Genomic DNA, 16,666 nt, shown 5'->3' on the forward strand with positions numbered 1-16,666 from the left:
TAAATTATTCACCATTAACTGCCCCCTCTAAACTTTAAAATAAGCTCTGTTATCTTATTAAAATCTCCATTCAATTTATTAAGTTGAACTTCACCTTCTTTTGTAATTAAATAATGCCTTCTTTTAATTCCATTATCTCCTTCTATTACCTTAGATGTTATAAAATTTTGTTTTTCTAATCGTTTTAAAGCTATATATAAAGTTCCTGTTTGAAGTTCAAAGTTATCCTTAGCAGCTATATTAACTAGTTTCATTATGTTATATCCATAAATATAATCATTACCTTTAATAATAGATAAAATTAAAATGTCTATAAACCCTTTTAATAACTCTTTATCTATTTCCAATCACACCCCTCCTTTTACTTAATATGTATAATATTATTATATGTAGTATTACTATATATAGCAATACTATTATCAAAATATTTTTACTATTTTGAATTATTATTGAATTTTATTCCAAGGTAATTAAAAGGAGCACATTAAATGANNTCATTTAATGTGCTCCTTTTAGTTTATTCTACCCATTGTGCTATAGTACAGAGAATACTAACATTATTTTTTCTTACCTTTAGGACTCCGTCAGAAGTATTAACTTTGTACTTCTTTCCATCTACATCTTCAAAAGTTGTTATTGTTGGTACAAGTCCTGCAATTATAGCAGAATGGTCTGGAAGAATTCCTAGTCTGCCTTCTGTAGTTTCACAGTTTAAAGAGACTGCATCCCCCTTAAAAAACTCACTCTCTGGAGTAATTATTGTAAGCTTAAAGACCTTTTTCATATTTTATCACATCCAAAATAATATTAACCCAAAGTCTTAGCTTTCTCTATAACGTCATCTATTGTTCCTGCAAATAAGAATGCTGACTCTGGTAAATGATCATGTTTACCTTCTAATATTTCCTTGAATCCTCTTATTGTTTCTTTTATAGGAACATATCTACCTTTTAAACCAGTGAATTGCTCTCCTACTGTAAAAGGTTGAGATAAAAATCTTTGAACTCTTCTCGCTCTATTAACAAGAACTTTATCTTCATCTGATAATTCATCTACACCTAATATAGCTATAATATCTTGAAGTTCTTTATACCTTTCAAGAATATACTTTACTTGAGTAGCTATTTCATAATGTTCCTCACCAACGATTCTAGGGTCTAGTACTCTTGAGCTTGATTCTAAGGGATCAACCGCAGGATATATTCCAAGCTCTACTATAGCTCTAGATAAAACTGTAGTTGCATCAAGATGGCTAAATGTTGTTGCTGGTGCTGGGTCAGTAAGGTCATCAGCAGGAACATATACTGCTTGAACAGAAGTAATTGATCCACTGTTAGTAGATGTTATACGTTCTTGTAATGCCCCCATCTCTGTTGCTAGGGTTGGTTGGTATCCTACAGCACTTGGTATTCTACCTAATAATGCAGAAACCTCTGAACCTGCCTGAGTAAATCTAAATATATTATCTATAAATAATAATACATCTTGACCTTTATCTCTGAAGTATTCAGACATAGTAAGTCCTGTAAGTGCAACTCTCATTCTAGCTCCTGGTGACTCATTCATTTGTCCAAATACTAAAGCTGTCTTATTTATAACCCCTGAATCTAGCATCTCATTGTATAAGTCATTTCCTTCTCTTGTACGCTCTCCTACACCAGTGAATACTGATAATCCACCATGTTCTCTAGCTATATTGTTGATTAATTCTTGTATAAGTACAGTTTTACCAACTCCTGCACCACCAAAAAGTCCTATCTTTCCACCCTTTTGATATGGTGCTATTAAATCTATAACCTTTATACCAGTTTCAAACATTTCTGGTTCCACAGATTGCTCAGCAAAGCTTGGAGCTGGTCTATGAATTGTATAATAATTATTAGTATCAAGAGGACCTTTTCCATCTTTAGGTTGACCTAATACATTGAACAATCTTCCAAGTACCTGTTCTCCTACAGGCACTTCAATAGGTCTTCCTGTATCTATAGCCTTAACTCCACGTTTAAGTCCTTCTGTTGATTCCATAGATATAGTTCTAACTATATCATCACCTATATGTTGTTCAACCTCAGCAACAATAACTCTACCATCCATCTTAATTTGGATTGCATTATAAATGTTAGGCAATGAGTCTGTATCAAATTTTATATCTATTACTGGTCCAATAATTTGAACTACTTTACCAATACGTTGTGCCATATTAATTCGCTACATCTAACTATATTAATATATAAGTTAAATATAACTCCTCCTATCTATACTTTTTATATAGGTTACTATATAATGGCTTATTAACTTTGTGCTTGAGCTCCACCAATAATTTCTGAAATTTCTTGAGTGATAGCCCCTTGTCTAACCCTATTATATTTTAACCTTAAAGAAGCTATTAATTCATCTGCATTTTGAGTCGCACTATTCATTGTCTCCATTCTATTTCCCTGTTCTGAAGCCTTAGAATTTATCATTGCATTAAGTATCATTGCATTACAATAGGATGGTACTATTGACTCTATAAGCTCTTCTTTATTACCTTCTATATCAAATTCATCTTCACCAATATGGTCTTCTTCGCTTTCTTCAAAAGTAAGAGGCAGTAATCTACACTCTTTTGGTTCTTTTACTATTGGATTTTTAAACCAAGTATAAAGTATACTTACTTCTCCTACTTTTTCTTCACTAAACATATTGAAGCTATACTCAAAGATACTCTTAGCTTCAGTAGCTGTAGGTACATCAGAGATAGTTTGATTATATTTATCTAATGTCATAATCCTATGTCTCTTAGCTAAGCTTTTACCTTTTTCACCAATAACTGCTATTAAATATTCCTCTTCATGGCCTTTGGTTATTTCTTTAAGCTTATCTATAACATTATTATTATAGGCACCGCACATTCCCATATCTGAAGTTATAACAATGATTAATTTCTTTTTACTTCCATTGGATTGCATATATCTATTTTCTTTTGGCAGTGATGGAATTACTTCATTCATAACTTCTCTATAGCTTTTAAAATACGTATTATTTGTATATAAGGATACCCTTACCTTTTTTAGTTTAGATGTTGCTACTAAGGCCATAGCCTTAGTAAGCTTTTTTGTATTCTCTATAGATTTTATTCTCTTTTTTAAAATAACTAATCCTGCAACGCCCATATTTTCACCTCCTAAAAATTTAGGTGATATCTCTAAATTTCAGTTAAAAATACTTTTTTAAATTCAGTTATGGCCATATTAAGTCTTTCTTTTATTTCTGAATCTAATTCTTGTTTTTCTTTTATAGAACTTGGTATGTCTCTATAATGAGTACCTATATATTCTAAAAATTCCTTTTCAAAAGCTTTAACCTTATGAACTGGAATATCACTTAAGAAATCATTCACTCCGCAATATATTATTATTATTTGCTTTTCTACATCCATAGGAGCATATTGTCCCTGCTTTAATATTTCTATAAGCCTTTTACCCTTTTCAAGTCTCTTAACAGTTTCTTTATCTAAATCTGATCCAAATTGAGTAAAGTTCACAAGTTCTCTATATTGTGCAAGTTCTATTCTAAGGGTTGATGATACTTGTTTCATAGCTTTAATTTGTGCATTTCCTCCAACCCTAGATACTGATATACCTGCATTTACTGCTGGTCTTTGACCTGCATGGAACAAGTCAGATTCTAAGAAAATTTGACCATCTGTTATAGATATTACATTTGTAGGAATATATGCTGTAACATCTCCTGCTAAAGTTTCTATTATTGGAAGAGCAGTTAATGATCCTCCTCCTAAGTCATCAGAAAGTTTTGCTGCTCTTTCTAAAAGTCTTGAGTGAAGATAGAATACATCTCCTGGATAAGCTTCTCTTCCTGGTGGTCTACGAAGTAATAATGACATAGTTCTATAAGCAACAGCGTGCTTAGACAAATCATCATATACTATAAGTGCATCTCCACCTTTATACATAAAATATTCTGCCATTGAACATCCTGAGAAAGGTGCTAAATATTGAAGAGATGCAGATTGTGATGCCGTTGCAGCTACAACTATTGTATAGTCCATAGCCCCTTCAGCCTTTAGTGTATTAACTATATTAGCAACAGTTGACTGTTTTTGACCTATAGCTACATAAACACAAGTTACATTTTTACCCTTTTGATTTATGATAGCATCTATTGCTAATGCACTTTTTCCAGTCTGTCTGTCTCCTACAATTAACTCTCTTTGACCTTTTCCAATTGGAATCATAGAGTCTATAGCCTTTATACCTGTTTGCATAGGGCTTTTTACTGATTGTCTCTCTATAACTCCCGGAGCTTCTACTTCTACAGCTCTATATTCTGAAGTTACTATCATTCCGTTACCATCGATAGGATTTCCTAGAGAATCTACAACTCTTCCTACAAGAGCTTCACCAACAGGTACTTCTACTACTCTACCCGTTCTTTTTACTATATCGCCTTCTCTGATACCTTCTTCAGAACCTAATAATACGCACCCAACATTGTCTTGCTCTAAGTTAAGGGCAATTCCATATACGTTATTAGGAAATTCTAATAGCTCTCCTTCTAAACAATTATCTAATCCATATATTCTAGCTATACCATCTCCAATTTGGATTATAGTTCCAGAATCTATAGTGTTAATGTGACTTTCATATCTATCTAATTCTCTTTTTATAATAGATGTTATCTCACCTGGTTTAATATGCATGATTCCACCTCTATTCTCACCACGATTTAAAGCCTGTATTACATGTCATCTCTAACATATCTAAGCTTACTTTTTACTGTTCCATCAGTAATATCATTTCCTATTTTAACTAATACTCCACCAACTATACTCTCATCTATTTCTTCATGGATTACTATTTTTCTACTATAGAACTTCTCAAGTCCTTTAGTTAACTTAATTCTCTCTTCATCAGTTAGTGGAATTACAGTCCTAACTGTGGCATTAAGAATTTTACCTTTTTCATCTAAATCTATAATACACTCTTGAGATTTAGCCTTACCAATCTTACATTTTTCACTATTAACTATCTCATCAATTGTAGCTTTAGTAGTTACATCTTCACCTATAATAACTTTGATATCATCTTTGTAAGACTCATCTACTATATTATTTATGACAATTTCTCTACTATAGAAATCCATTAACCAACCTCTTAATTTTTTTGTTTCTTCTTCATTTAGAGGTTTATTTGTTATAATATCTGCTAATAATTCTTTATTAAGCTCACTAAAGTTATATCTACCTACGTTACCTTCTGATATATTTTTAAGATCCATAAGTTTAGTCTTAATAGTTCCATCTATGGTTTCATCTCCAACAGATATTAACATTCCACCTAATAGAGATTTATCTATTTCTTCCTCTATTATTACTGTTTTTTCATAACGTTTTTCCAACTTACTTTTAATAGTTTCTCGTTCATTATGATTTAATGGAATTACAGACTTAATTTTAGCTACAACGGTATTATTATTTTTAAGGTATACTAATTTAAACTGATTATACTTTTCTCTTAGATAAAGTATCCTTCCTTTATCAATAAGTAATAGTAAAAAACTTAAAAGTTCATCCTCTATCTTACCCTTAAATAATTCCTCAAATATTCTCTTTTTATTGTGCTTATTAATTTGAGGATTTCTGATAATCTTTATAAGTCCTTCATTATTATCCATTTCCTCAACTATTTCACCTAGTTCTTCCAAAACAGTTTCTATATTACCTGCTTCTTTACACATTTCATAAAGAGCTAGAGCATACCGCCTATCTAAAAATTCATACATTTTTAAATACCTACCTTAGCTATAAATTTATCAATTAACTCTCTGTGACTTTCTTCATTAATTTCTTTCTCTAAAGTTTTCTCAGCAAGTTTCATAGATAAATCAATAATTTCTTGCTTAATTTCTTTACTAGCTTTTTCTCTTTCCCTTTTTATTTCTTTAGTAGCTCGTTCTTTTATGTTAGCTACTTCTCTTTGTGAATCTTCAACTATCTCAGCATAGACTTTATCAGCTTTTTGCTTATAACTTTCTACTAATTTCAAGCCATCATTTCTATATCTTATAACATCTTCATCATACTTTTGCTTTAATAACTTCGCTCTTTCTTCTTCATCCCTAGCCTTTTTAAAAGCACTTTCCACTTCTTCTTTTCTAGTATTGATAACTGCTAAAGTCTTATTAAATACAAATTTTCTTAGTATTAAATAAAATATAAAGAAATTGATGGTTGATGGTACTATAATACTCCAATCAATATTCATAAGCTACGTTCCACATCATCCTCTTAATTTAATCACAAATATATACTACACTGCCTACTATGTCTTCTTCAAACTGCAACTAATTAAGATATGGAACTACACCCTCCTTCTCAATATTTTTACTAAGATATTAACCTTTTACTCCGAATAATATTAATAATAATCCAAGTAAAAATCCATATATAGCTGTGGCCTCTGATAAAGCTCCCCCTACTATTAAAGCACTCATTATTTTACTGCTAGCCTCTGGTTGTTTTGCTATACTCTCTACTGCTTTACCAGTAGCATTTCCTGTTCCTAATCCTCCACCAATAACCGCAAGTGCTGCTATACCTGCTCCTAATCCTGACATTCCTGCTATAAAAGCTGCTGAATCCATTTATAATTCCTCCTCAAAAATAAATATTTTTTATATTTATAGTAATTTACTATTAATAATTTTTATTTAGTTAAATTTAGTTTTTAATGTTCTGCTGTAATCTTAATATTAATCATTGTTAACATTACAAAAATAATCATTTGTATGGTTCCATCAAATATATCAAAATAGAAATGGAACGGTATCGGTAATCCTATTGCTGCAATAAAATTTAATCCTGTAAGAGCTCCGTATAGAAGTTCCATAATCATTGTTGCTGCAAATATATTTCCAAAAAGTCTTAGACTTAATGATATTGGAAGCATAATTCTCTCCATTATATTTATTGGTAACAACAATGGTACAGGAGATGCATATCCTTTAAAGTAACCCCAAAGACCTAGCTTTTTAATAGTATGCCCTTGAATTACAAAAAAAGTAGTAAGTGCAATTCCTAAGCTTACACTAAAATCTGATGTAGGAGGCTTTATTCCAAATAACCCTACCATATTTAATAAAAATAAATAAATTCCTAAGGATCCTATGTAAGGAATAAAAGGACTTGAACCTGGTCCCATGTTATCTTTAACTACATTAGATAAAAATTCTATTCCAACTTCTACAATGCTTTGTACCTTGCCTGGAACTTTTTTAACCTTTCTACTATATAGAATGGATAAAACCAATGCTAATGCAATAAATACCCATTGCATAAAAACACTTGACATAACTTCATATTTATATCCAAAGATATTAATTGCAAACAAAGGTGCCATTTCTTCCATAACATCATACTCCTTTCTGGCTCTTCAAGCTAAAACCATAACATAATATAGCTAATAGCTGAGCCGTATATCCTGCAATAAAAATAAAAAAGCTCACCTCACTTTTCTTAATTATAGCGAGAGATATTCCACAAACAAGTCCTATTCTAACTATATAGGATAAAAGTATTAATAAACCTTTAAATCTCTTATCCTTCATAATAATCATTTCAGTTGTCAGTGAGTTAATAATAAAATTCACAAAACTACAAATTATCCCCAATAAAAAAAACCAGGATATCCAGTTGAAGAATAACATTAAAATTAATGAAACTATAATTCCTATAATAGAATCAAATAAGCCAACAAGCTTAATAACCTCTGAGCACTCTTTATTCATTGGATTGGACCACCTCGCTTTTGCATATATGATATTATACATCTAGGTTCAAATCTTCTAAAACCTAAATTTTCACCAAATTAGGTCAAATTAGTTCTAAAGAAGTAAATAATCAATAATAGTACAAGTTCTCTCTGCTTTGCTACATTTTTTGAGGTTTTACAATAAAAGGATTATTTTAAAAAACTTTTATTCATTTGTCTGTTAAAACTGAAAATTTACAATAAGTAGTCAAAAGAATTTAAAATATCAATTATTTTCTGAATTAAAAGATTTATTACCAAAATGTTCTCTACTAAGCTATAATAAATCAATTTAAACCTCTACATTACACTTTATATATATATAAGTATATAATTGTATATTCATTGTATGCAATTTTTTATGCATTGCATTTATTGTAAAAACGGATGCTCCGTTTAATTTTACTTAATATTGATTAAATATTTATTAACTTATTCAAAATTCTAACTAATAAGTGCTACTCTTATCTATATAAACATTGTTTTTAGGCTTATTGCTTTACTTTTATCCTTTAAAGTTATTTTTATTGTATCTTATCGGTGCTATTTCTATACTAACCTAAATTATAAATATTTTAACTTTATATTAAAATACACAACATGATATGATCTTAACCTTATCAAGTAATATAATAAAATTATAGTATTTTTTTATTACCTAAAAAAAATAATAAAAAATAATAATTTTCTCTTGATAATTATTATTTAATAGTATATAATAAGTTCATAAGATAAATACATCGAGAAAATCTAAAAACAAAAATTAATATAACATGAAGATTTAAGGAGGAAATATTTATGAAAAAATTTGTATGTACAGTTTGTGGTTATATTCACGAGGGAGATTCAGCTCCAGAGTTTTGTCCAGTATGTAAAGCAGGTGCTGATAAATTTGTAGAAAAATCAGAAGGCAACCTAGCTTGGGCTGATGAACACAGAATAGGAATTGCAGCAGAAGTTGACCAAGAAGTAATCGAAGGATTAAGAGCTAATTTTACTGGAGAATGTACAGAAGTTGGAATGTACTTAGCAATGAGCCGTCAAGCAGATAGAGAAGGGTATCCTGAAGTAGCTGAAGCTTATAAGAGAATAGCATTTGAGGAAGCTGAACACGCAGCTAAATTTGCTGAATTATTAGGAGAAGTGGTTGTAGCAGATACAAAAACTAATTTACAAATGAGAGTTGATGCTGAGCATGGTGCTTGCCAAGGTAAAAAAGACCTTGCTACATTAGCAAAAAAATTAAACCTAGATGCAATTCACGATACAGTTCATGAAATGTGCAAAGATGAAGCTAGACACGGTGCTGCTTTCAACGGTTTATTACAAAGATATTTTGGTAAATAACCCCCCATTCCCCCAATTTAATAAAATTTACCTAAATAATATATGGAGCTCTAGTATTAACTAGAGCTCCTCTTTGTATGTAATCTAATACGTTAATATTATTTTTCTTAGAAAAATACCCTAATTAGAAATCTAAATCTAATCAGGGCAATATTACAATTTTAATAATATACTACTTAGTTCCGAATAAACGATCTCCAGCATCACCTAATCCTGGAACAATATATCCATGTTCATTTAACTTCTCATCTATTGATGCTAAATATATATCTACATCTGGATGTGCTTCCATAACAGCTTTAATTCCTTCTGGAGCTCCAACAAGACACATAAGTCTTATATTTTTAGCCCCTCTTTTCTTAAGAGCATTTATTGCATCTATAGCTGAGCCTCCAGTTGCAAGCATTGGGTCAGTTACTATGATATCTCTATCTTCTATATCTTGAGGTAACTTACAGAAGTATTCTACCGGCATTAAAGTTTCTTCATCTCTATACATACCTATATGCCCAACTTTAGCTGCTGGTATAAGCTTAAGCATTCCATCAACCATTCCAAGTCCAGCTCTTAGTATAGGTACTATTGCCATTTTCTTTCCTGCAAGAACTTTACACTTTGTAATTCCTATAGGAGTTTCAATTTCTACTTCTTCTAGTTGCATATCCCTAGTAACCTCATAAGCCATAAGCATAGCAACCTCTTCTACTAATTCTCTAAAGTCTTTAGACCCCGTATTTATATCTCTCATGAATGCTAATTTATGTAGTATTAATGGATGGTCTATTTGTGTAACTTTACTCATATGTTCTTATCCTCCTAAAATTATTTATTATATTTTTTTTCTATCTCCATTATCTTGTTAACCCTATTCTCGTGTCTTCCACCTTCAAAGGTTGATCCAAGAAATGCATCAACTATATCTAAAGCAAGTCCGGTTCCTACAACTCTTTCTCCCATTGCTAATATATTGGCATTATTATGTTCTCTAGTTGCATGTGCACTAAAAGTATCACTGCATAGCGCTGCTCTTATTCCTGGTATTTTATTAGCTGATATACTTATTCCAATTCCTGTACCGCATATTAAAATTCCATAATCATATTCTTTAGCAACTACTGCTTCAGCCACTTTTTCAGCAAAGTCTGGATAGTCACAAGAATCTTCTGTATATGTACCATAATCCCTAACTTCTATGTTCTTTTTCTCTAAGTGTTTAATTACTTCTTTTTTTAATCTTAAACCACCATGATCACTACCTATTGCTATTTTCATATTTATCCCTCCAATTATACTTTTAATATGTTAAAGCCAGCACTTTTTTTAAGTCTATTCATTACTGCAGTACCTACTCCACTCTCTTCAAATGCTTCACAAAGAATTATATCAATATCTATACTATCAAAACTTCTTAAAACTCTAAATAAATTTTTACCTATATCTTCTATATCACATCTTGCTCCAATAGAAACAATGGTTCCTTTATTATATAAAGATTTTGTTTCATCAGTTGCAATAATTCCAACTTTTTTACCTTGTTTAATATAATTTAATACTATTTCATTAATTTTTGCAACAACTTTATCTATATCACCATCTACTATCTTCACAGGAGCCTTCGGTGCATAATGTCTATATTTCATTCCTGGTGCCTTAGGTTTAAAATCTTCTTTAGGTTTTGATAATATAGATGGATCTATATAAACCTGATTATCCATTTCCCTTAACATCTCTAAGGTTATAGCTCCAGGTCTTAATATACATATAGGGGAAACTGTACAATCTACTATAGTTGATTCTACACCTACAATACTATTTTCTCCTCCTAATATATAGTCTACCTTTCCATCTAAATCTTCAACACAACTTTCCATGTCTGTAGGGCTAGGTCTACCGGATATATTAGCTGAAGGCGCTGCTATAGGTACTCCAGCGGCTTTTATTAAACTTATAGCGATATTATTCTGTGGCATTCTAATTCCCACAGTAGGCAACTTTGCACTAGTAACTTGTGGAACTAGTTCAGTCTTCTCAAGTATTATGGTTATTGGTCCTGGCCAAAACTTTTCTATTATTTCTCTTGCTACAATTGGTACATTTTTAACGTAGGGCTCTATATTATAATCCCCTACATGAATAATAAGAGGATTATCTTGCGGCCTACCCTTTGCCATAAAAATTTTAGCTACTGCTTTACTATCTAACGCATTAGCACCTAATCCATATACAGTTTCCGTAGGGAAGGCTACAAGGCCACCATCTTTTATAACTTTTCCTGCTTCTTTTATTACACTTTCATCTGGAGTCTTCTCACTTAACATCATAACCTTTGTTTTCATACCTATTAACACCCACTTCAATAATCCATTAAAATAAATTTATCATTACAAACCCAAATATAATTCCAAATATAATCCACATTGCATTTGTATAACTACTATGCAATTCATTGCTTTCTGGAAGCATTTGCCCAAAAGCTACATAAAGCATAATTCCACTGGCAAAGGCAATACTATAGCCTAAAAACGCAGATGATATGGAATTAATTAACATACCTATCCAAGCTCCTATCACAGTTGGAAATGCTACTAAAAAACTATACCATAAAATTTTAAATGGTTTCTTTCCAGCAGCTATTAATGGTGTCGCCATGGCAATTCCTTCTGGTATATCATGAATGGATATTAATATACTCATCTTTATACCTAATCCCGAACCCTTAACAAATCCAAAACCCATTATAATACCTTCTGGAAAGTTGTGCATCATTAACCCTAAGGCCATTAATATTGCAACTTTTGTATGATTTATCATACTTGGGTTTCTATCATTACTGTGGCTACTTACTTTAATCAAACAATCTATAAAATATATAACTATTACTCCAATAATTATAACTATGAGAGTTCTAATAAAGCCGATCTTATCAATTGATTCTGGTATAAGTTCTAAAAAAATTATTGATATAATTATCCCTGTAGCAACTGCCAATAAAACTCCTAATAACTTGTCAGTAGGATTTTTTAAGGATACTCCAATTAATGCACCAACCATAGTTCCTATTAGAGATACTATAGCAGAAAAAATTCCTATTATAAATATAGTACTATTCATAATTTCTCCTTGAAAATTATTATTAGTAAAATATATTTATAAATTCTATATTTTATTCTGTTTTCTATATTCTTTTATATTAGCTATAGCATCCTCAGTAAATACAGCAGTTACGCAATACTTAAAAAGTAGATCTAATAGCATATATTTCTTTACTCCACCTCGTTTTACTACAAAGTAATAGTAGTCATCATCCTTAGGCATTTTTACTTTAACATAATATTTCCCTATACCATTAAATCTCTCTAGCACTTTATTCGTAACCAATCTCAATCTTTTATTTCTAAACTTAGACTTTGTTATTATCAATATATCAAAGTATTTTTCTTGAGGTATTGTATGAATAATTGCTACTTTACTATAGTGAATTTTATATTTTATTCTACCGCCTAAAATAGATATTAGTATTTTATCTTCATATAATTGAAATTTTAAATATTCTTCATTGTATCTCATTAGTACAGAAAATAATATTAAACTTTCAATAACACAAAGATATATAATAAAAAATATATTTATTTGTTTAGCTATAAGCAACACTATAGGCAATATTATAAAAATAAAGCCCATAGATAGCATAAACCTTTTGTAAGATTTTCTTTGCTTCTTTAGGACTTTATCTATATCCATTAAGTAATCCTCCACCTTACAAAATTTAACATCTAAATACCATTTCCCATTGCCTTCATTTTTTCGGCTTGGTCAGCAGTTATTAACCCATCTAACATTTCATCTATATCTCCATCTAGAAACGCTTCAAGCTTATACAGCGTTAATCCTATTCTGTGATCTGAAACCCTTCCTTGAGGATAGTTATAGGTTCTAATTCTTTCACTTCTATCTCCAGTTCCAACTTGACTCTTTCTATCATCTGCAATTCCTTTAGCTCTTTCTGCCTCTGCTGCTTCATATAGTCTAGCTCTTAATATTTTCATAGCCTTTTCCTTGTTTTTAAGCTGTGATTTTTCATCTTGGCATGAAACTACAAGTCCTGTTGGTAAGTGAGTCATTCTTACTGCTGAATCTGTTGTATTAACGCACTGTCCACCATTTCCTGAAGCTCTAAACACGTCTATTTTTATATCATTCATATTTATGTCGATATCTACGTCTTCAACTTCTGGAAGTACTGCAACAGTGGCTGTAGATGTATGGATTCTACCACTTGATTCCGTGTCAGGTACCCTTTGAACTCTATGCACTCCACTTTCATATTTTAATTTACTATAAGCCTTATCACCCTTAACCATGAATACTACTTCTTTAAATCCACCGATATCAGTTTCATTAGCACTCATTATTTCTACTTTCCATCTGTTACGCTCTGCATATCTTGTATACATTCTAAATAAATTGGCTGCAAATAAGGCTGCTTCATCTCCACCAGCTCCACCTCTAATTTCTATAAATACGTTTTTATCATCATTAGGGTCTTTAGGTAATAATAATATTCTTATTTCTTCCTTAGACTTATCGCATTGTTCCGTTAATGCCTTTATATCTTCTTGAATCATTTCTCTCATTTCTCTATCTGATTCTTCATTTAGCATTTCTTTATTTTCAGCTAATGCATTTTCAGCATCTCTGTATTCTCTATACCTTCCTACTATTATCTCTAATTCTGCATGCTCTTTACAAAGTTTTTGCCATTCCTTTTGATTAGCCATAATACTAGGATCACTAATCATATTTGATAATTCATCATATTTGTTTTCTAAAAAACCTAATCTCTCTAACATATATTAACACTCTCCGTAATTTAATCATAAATCTTAATTTTTTACATCATTCCATTATACCATAAAAATATTATTTATGGTAACTTTCCTATGACAACTCTGTTATTTCCACCCAAATCCCTTAAACTATATATATCACTAAATCCTTCAGTTTTCATGATAGATTTTACTTCCATTTCCTGATCATGTCCTATTTCAAAGCACAAATATCCATCAGAGGAAAGTACCGCTTTTCCTTCTTTGCATATCATTCTATAAAAACCAAGCCCATCTTTACCTCCTGAAAGAGCTAGATGAGGTTCATAGTCTTTAACATCTTCCATAAGCGTAGGAATTACTTCCTCCTTAATATATGGTGGATTTGACACTATCATATTAAATTTTAAACCTTCTTTTATAGGTAATTGAAATAAATTACTTTTATTTACATTGGTCTTTTCTCCTAAATTTAAATCTGAAATATTTTTTTTAGTTACATTTAATGCTATATCACTTATGTCGTATAACCACACTTTGCTATTTTTCACATAATGGCCTATTGAAATTCCAATAGCTCCACTTCCACAGCACATATCACATATTAAACTTATATTATTTTTCTTTATTATAGAAATACACTCTTCTACTAAAACTTCTGTATCTGGTCTTGGTATCAACACTCCCTCTTCTACAAAAAAGTTAATACCCATAAATTCAACTTGCCCTAGAATATATGCCATAGGTTTTTTGCAACTTCTTAAATTTATTAGTTTAAAAAACTCTTGCTCTTTATCTAAAGTTAATATTTCTAACCTGTTCATAATTATATACAACTTTTCTACATTTAAAACCCTACATAATAGAAGCTGTGCATCTATTATGTATGATTCAATATCACTACTTTTTAATATATCATATGCCTTTATTAACGCTTCATTTATATTCATATTGTTCCTCATTCACTATAATTCATTCTAACCCCTCTGCAGCTTTTAATGAAGTTATTGCAACTTCAAGCATAGATTCATCCGGTTCTTGTGTTGTTATTTTTTGCAAAAGTAACCCTGGCCATGCAATAATTTTTGATATTTTACTATCGCTCTTTCCTAGCCATTTTATAACCTCATAAGTTACTCCAGATACTACTGGTAGTAATAATACTCTAGAAATCACTCTCTGACCTATAGATTGCCATCCCGTGAAGGAAAATATAATTATACTAATAACCATAACTAAGAATAAAAAATTAGTTCCACACCTTGGATGGAGTCTTCCAAATTTCTTAGCATTTTCTGGTGTTAAATCTATACCACTTTCATAGCAAAATATAGTTTTATGTTCAGCTCCATGATATTGATATACTCTGTTTATATCTTCTAGTTTTCCAACAATAAATATATAGCCTATAAATATTATAACTCTTATTATCCCTTCTATAATATTTAAAACTACCACATTAGATGTTATTGTTTTTTTCACCAAACTAGTCAATGCCGTTGGTAAAATAAAAAAGAGCAATATAGAAAAAACTATGGAAAGAACTAATGATATACCCATTAGTACGCTATTTCCTTTCTCCTTAAAAACTTTCTCAAACCATTTATCAAATTTAGATTCTGACTCTTCCTCATCATCCTCAAAGAAGGAAGCTGAATACTCTAAGCTTTTTATACCTATAATTAAAGATTCTATAAGCGATATAAATCCTCTGATTATAGGAAATCCAAAAAATTTATTTTTCTTAGTCAAGCTTTCACTTGATTCTTTTTTAACTTCAATACTACCATTAGGAAGCCTTACAGCAGTAGCAAGCCCCTTAGTTCCCCTCATCATTACACCCTCTATAACTGCCTGTCCCCCGACCGTTGTCTTCTTTTCCATTTTTACACCTACCTTCTATTTCTTTCTAACTTCATAATACTATTTTAATATAAGTATCCTATTATTTTAGTTGTTATTTACTATTTAATGTTTCTTCTTCATACTTAATATAACATTCTGCACAAAGAGACTCGTACTCTACATTATCTTCATTATCAATAGCAACTTGATTACCTTCAAAAACAAATTTACCATTAATCTTTCTTCCATTTAATATAGCTTTCTTACCACATTTACAAATTGTTTTTAGCTCCTCTAAACTATGAGCTACTAGTAAAAGTCTTTCACTACCTTCAAAGCCTTCCATCTGAAAATCTGTTCTTAAACCATAGCATATCACTGGAATATTTAATTTAACAGCTATCATAAACATTTCATCGACTTGAGCTTTTGTAAAAAACTGAACTTCATCTGCTAGTATGCAGTGAATTTGTCCATTTTTCTTTATATAATCTTCTACAGTAGTAAAAATATTCTCTCCTTCAGAAAAACTTAAATCTACTTCTTTTGTAACTCCAAGCCTAGATACAATTTTATTTCCTCCCTTTGTATCAGTCTTGGGTTTAATTATTATTACTTTCATTCCTCTTTCTTCATAATTATAAGCTACTTGAAGAAGATTTGTGGACTTTCCACAATTCATTGCTCCATATCTAAAATATAGTTTACTCATAGTAATATTCCTCCAAAGTCCATCAATTAATCACACAATATTATTTTAGTAGAAAAAACTCCATTAATCAAATTAATATTATAAGTACATTTTCAAAAATAAATATTTTATCCGATGACTACCAG

20 protein-coding genes are annotated in these 16,666 nt (G+C 30.6%); 1 reads left to right on the forward strand and 19 read right to left on the reverse strand.

The window, feature by feature from the left end:
• Nucleotides 1–14: 14 nt before the first annotated feature.
• The 10 genes from B2671_RS03505 to B2671_RS03550 form a co-directional block, all read right to left on the reverse strand.
• Nucleotides 15–347 (reverse strand): PadR family transcriptional regulator, encoded by a 333-nt coding sequence (locus B2671_RS03505; protein ID WP_051824263.1) that lies wholly within the window; start codon nt 345–347, stop codon nt 15–17.
• Nucleotides 348–517: 170 nt separating this feature from the next.
• The gene (locus B2671_RS03510) at nt 518–784 is read right to left on the reverse strand and encodes an ATP synthase F0F1 subunit epsilon (RefSeq protein ID WP_035135416.1); all 267 of its coding nucleotides are present in this window, start codon (nt 782–784) and stop codon (nt 518–520) included.
• A 23-nt stretch (nt 785–807) separates the two neighbouring features.
• Complete coding sequence (gene atpD, locus B2671_RS03515; protein WP_346869177.1) at nt 808–2,199, reverse strand: F0F1 ATP synthase subunit beta; 1,392 nt, start codon at nt 2,197–2,199, stop codon at nt 808–810.
• Nucleotides 2,200–2,291: 92 nt separating this feature from the next.
• Nucleotides 2,292–3,155 (reverse strand): ATP synthase F1 subunit gamma, encoded by an 864-nt coding sequence (gene atpG / locus B2671_RS03520; protein WP_346869178.1) that lies wholly within the window; start codon nt 3,153–3,155, stop codon nt 2,292–2,294.
• A 32-nt stretch (nt 3,156–3,187) separates the two neighbouring features.
• Nucleotides 3,188–4,702 carry a F0F1 ATP synthase subunit alpha gene (atpA, locus tag B2671_RS03525; protein ID WP_346869179.1) on the reverse strand — a complete coding sequence of 505 codons (1,515 nt, stop codon included), beginning with the start codon at nt 4,700–4,702 and terminating at the stop codon, nt 3,188–3,190.
• Between the two features lie 38 nt (nt 4,703–4,740).
• Nucleotides 4,741–5,784 carry a F0F1 ATP synthase subunit delta gene (locus B2671_RS03530; protein ID WP_346869180.1) on the reverse strand — a complete coding sequence of 348 codons (1,044 nt, stop codon included), beginning with the start codon at nt 5,782–5,784 and terminating at the stop codon, nt 4,741–4,743.
• Nucleotides 5,785–5,786: 2 nt separating this feature from the next.
• Nucleotides 5,787–6,266, reverse strand: coding sequence for a F0F1 ATP synthase subunit B (locus tag B2671_RS03535; protein WP_346869181.1), 480 nt, complete (start codon nt 6,264–6,266; stop codon nt 5,787–5,789).
• A gap of 130 nt (nt 6,267–6,396) precedes the next feature.
• Nucleotides 6,397–6,645 carry an ATP synthase F0 subunit C gene (gene atpE / locus B2671_RS03540; RefSeq protein WP_346869182.1) on the reverse strand — a complete coding sequence of 83 codons (249 nt, stop codon included), beginning with the start codon at nt 6,643–6,645 and terminating at the stop codon, nt 6,397–6,399.
• A gap of 83 nt (nt 6,646–6,728) precedes the next feature.
• Nucleotides 6,729–7,409 carry a F0F1 ATP synthase subunit A gene (locus B2671_RS03545; RefSeq protein WP_346869183.1) on the reverse strand — a complete coding sequence of 227 codons (681 nt, stop codon included), beginning with the start codon at nt 7,407–7,409 and terminating at the stop codon, nt 6,729–6,731.
• Nucleotides 7,410–7,413: 4 nt separating this feature from the next.
• Entirely contained in the window at nt 7,414–7,788 is a 375-nt protein-coding gene (locus B2671_RS03550; RefSeq protein WP_035135386.1) for an ATP synthase subunit I, read from the reverse strand.
• Between the two features lie 821 nt (nt 7,789–8,609).
• Between B2671_RS03550 and B2671_RS03555 the strand changes: the two genes are divergently transcribed.
• Nucleotides 8,610–9,158 carry an NADH peroxidase gene (locus B2671_RS03555; RefSeq protein ID WP_035135384.1) on the forward strand — a complete coding sequence of 183 codons (549 nt, stop codon included), beginning with the start codon at nt 8,610–8,612 and terminating at the stop codon, nt 9,156–9,158.
• Between the two features lie 172 nt (nt 9,159–9,330).
• On the opposite strand, the gene upp is transcribed toward B2671_RS03555, so the two are convergent.
• From upp to B2671_RS03600, 9 genes are all read right to left on the reverse strand, one after another.
• On the reverse strand, nt 9,331–9,960 hold the full coding sequence (upp, locus tag B2671_RS03560; RefSeq protein WP_035135383.1) for a uracil phosphoribosyltransferase: 630 nt from the start codon (nt 9,958–9,960) through the stop codon (nt 9,331–9,333).
• Between the two features lie 20 nt (nt 9,961–9,980).
• Complete coding sequence (rpiB, locus tag B2671_RS03565; RefSeq protein ID WP_150846299.1) at nt 9,981–10,430, reverse strand: ribose 5-phosphate isomerase B; 450 nt, start codon at nt 10,428–10,430, stop codon at nt 9,981–9,983.
• A 14-nt stretch (nt 10,431–10,444) separates the two neighbouring features.
• Complete coding sequence (locus B2671_RS03570; RefSeq protein ID WP_346869184.1) at nt 10,445–11,494, reverse strand: L-threonylcarbamoyladenylate synthase; 1,050 nt, start codon at nt 11,492–11,494, stop codon at nt 10,445–10,447.
• Nucleotides 11,495–11,522: 28 nt separating this feature from the next.
• Nucleotides 11,523–12,269 carry a ZIP family metal transporter gene (locus B2671_RS03575; protein WP_150846297.1) on the reverse strand — a complete coding sequence of 249 codons (747 nt, stop codon included), beginning with the start codon at nt 12,267–12,269 and terminating at the stop codon, nt 11,523–11,525.
• Between the two features lie 45 nt (nt 12,270–12,314).
• Nucleotides 12,315–12,899: a hypothetical protein gene (locus B2671_RS03580; protein ID WP_346869185.1), complete on the reverse strand. Its 585-nt coding sequence runs from the start codon at nt 12,897–12,899 to the stop codon at nt 12,315–12,317.
• 32 nt (nt 12,900–12,931) lie between these two features.
• Entirely contained in the window at nt 12,932–14,008 is a 1,077-nt protein-coding gene (gene prfA / locus B2671_RS03585) for a peptide chain release factor 1 (protein ID WP_346869186.1), read from the reverse strand.
• 74 nt (nt 14,009–14,082) lie between these two features.
• The gene (gene prmC, locus B2671_RS03590; protein WP_346869187.1) at nt 14,083–14,934 is read right to left on the reverse strand and encodes a peptide chain release factor N(5)-glutamine methyltransferase; all 852 of its coding nucleotides are present in this window, start codon (nt 14,932–14,934) and stop codon (nt 14,083–14,085) included.
• 22 nt (nt 14,935–14,956) lie between these two features.
• Nucleotides 14,957–15,868 carry a DUF1385 domain-containing protein gene (locus tag B2671_RS03595; protein ID WP_346869188.1) on the reverse strand — a complete coding sequence of 304 codons (912 nt, stop codon included), beginning with the start codon at nt 15,866–15,868 and terminating at the stop codon, nt 14,957–14,959.
• 73 nt (nt 15,869–15,941) lie between these two features.
• Nucleotides 15,942–16,541, reverse strand: coding sequence for a thymidine kinase (locus B2671_RS03600; RefSeq protein ID WP_346869189.1), 600 nt, complete (start codon nt 16,539–16,541; stop codon nt 15,942–15,944).
• Nucleotides 16,542–16,666 lie beyond the last annotated feature (125 nt).

Source organism: Clostridium sp. UBA5119, assembly GCF_002414285.1.
Classification (GTDB): Bacteria; Bacillota; Clostridia; order Clostridiales; family Clostridiaceae; genus Clostridium_J; species Clostridium_J sulfidigenes.

Bases quoted from the DNA above. Each gene is read 5' to 3' on its own strand.
- B2671_RS03555 (WP_035135384.1), top strand. From the start codon at position 8,610: ATGAAAAAATTTGTATGTACAGTTTGTGGTTATATTCACGAGGGAGAT.
- B2671_RS03510 (WP_035135416.1), bottom strand. From the start codon at position 784: ATGAAAAAGGTCTTTAAGCTTACAATAATTACTCCAGAGAGTGAGTTT.
- atpD (WP_346869177.1), bottom strand. From the start codon at position 2,199: ATGGCACAACGTATTGGTAAAGTAGTTCAAATTATTGGACCAGTAATA.
- B2671_RS03595 (WP_346869188.1), bottom strand. From the start codon at position 15,868: ATGGAAAAGAAGACAACGGTCGGGGGACAGGCAGTTATAGAGGGTGTA.
- B2671_RS03545 (WP_346869183.1), bottom strand. From the start codon at position 7,409: ATGGAAGAAATGGCACCTTTGTTTGCAATTAATATCTTTGGATATAAA.
- B2671_RS03570 (WP_346869184.1), bottom strand. From the start codon at position 11,494: ATGAAAACAAAGGTTATGATGTTAAGTGAGAAGACTCCAGATGAAAGT.
- B2671_RS03600 (WP_346869189.1), bottom strand. From the start codon at position 16,541: ATGAGTAAACTATATTTTAGATATGGAGCAATGAATTGTGGAAAGTCC.
- B2671_RS03535 (WP_346869181.1), bottom strand. From the start codon at position 6,266: ATGAATATTGATTGGAGTATTATAGTACCATCAACCATCAATTTCTTT.
- prfA (WP_346869186.1), bottom strand. From the start codon at position 14,008: ATGTTAGAGAGATTAGGTTTTTTAGAAAACAAATATGATGAATTATCA.
- B2671_RS03550 (WP_035135386.1), bottom strand. From the start codon at position 7,788: ATGAATAAAGAGTGCTCAGAGGTTATTAAGCTTGTTGGCTTATTTGAT.
- prmC (WP_346869187.1), bottom strand. From the start codon at position 14,934: ATGAATATAAATGAAGCGTTAATAAAGGCATATGATATATTAAAAAGT.
- upp (WP_035135383.1), bottom strand. From the start codon at position 9,960: ATGAGTAAAGTTACACAAATAGACCATCCATTAATACTACATAAATTA.
- B2671_RS03580 (WP_346869185.1), bottom strand. From the start codon at position 12,899: ATGGATATAGATAAAGTCCTAAAGAAGCAAAGAAAATCTTACAAAAGG.
- atpE (WP_346869182.1), bottom strand. From the start codon at position 6,645: ATGGATTCAGCAGCTTTTATAGCAGGAATGTCAGGATTAGGAGCAGGT.
- B2671_RS03530 (WP_346869180.1), bottom strand. From the start codon at position 5,784: ATGTATGAATTTTTAGATAGGCGGTATGCTCTAGCTCTTTATGAAATG.
- B2671_RS03575 (WP_150846297.1), bottom strand. From the start codon at position 12,269: ATGAATAGTACTATATTTATAATAGGAATTTTTTCTGCTATAGTATCT.
- atpG (WP_346869178.1), bottom strand. From the start codon at position 3,155: ATGGGCGTTGCAGGATTAGTTATTTTAAAAAAGAGAATAAAATCTATA.
- atpA (WP_346869179.1), bottom strand. From the start codon at position 4,702: ATGCATATTAAACCAGGTGAGATAACATCTATTATAAAAAGAGAATTA.
- rpiB (WP_150846299.1), bottom strand. From the start codon at position 10,430: ATGAAAATAGCAATAGGTAGTGATCATGGTGGTTTAAGATTAAAAAAA.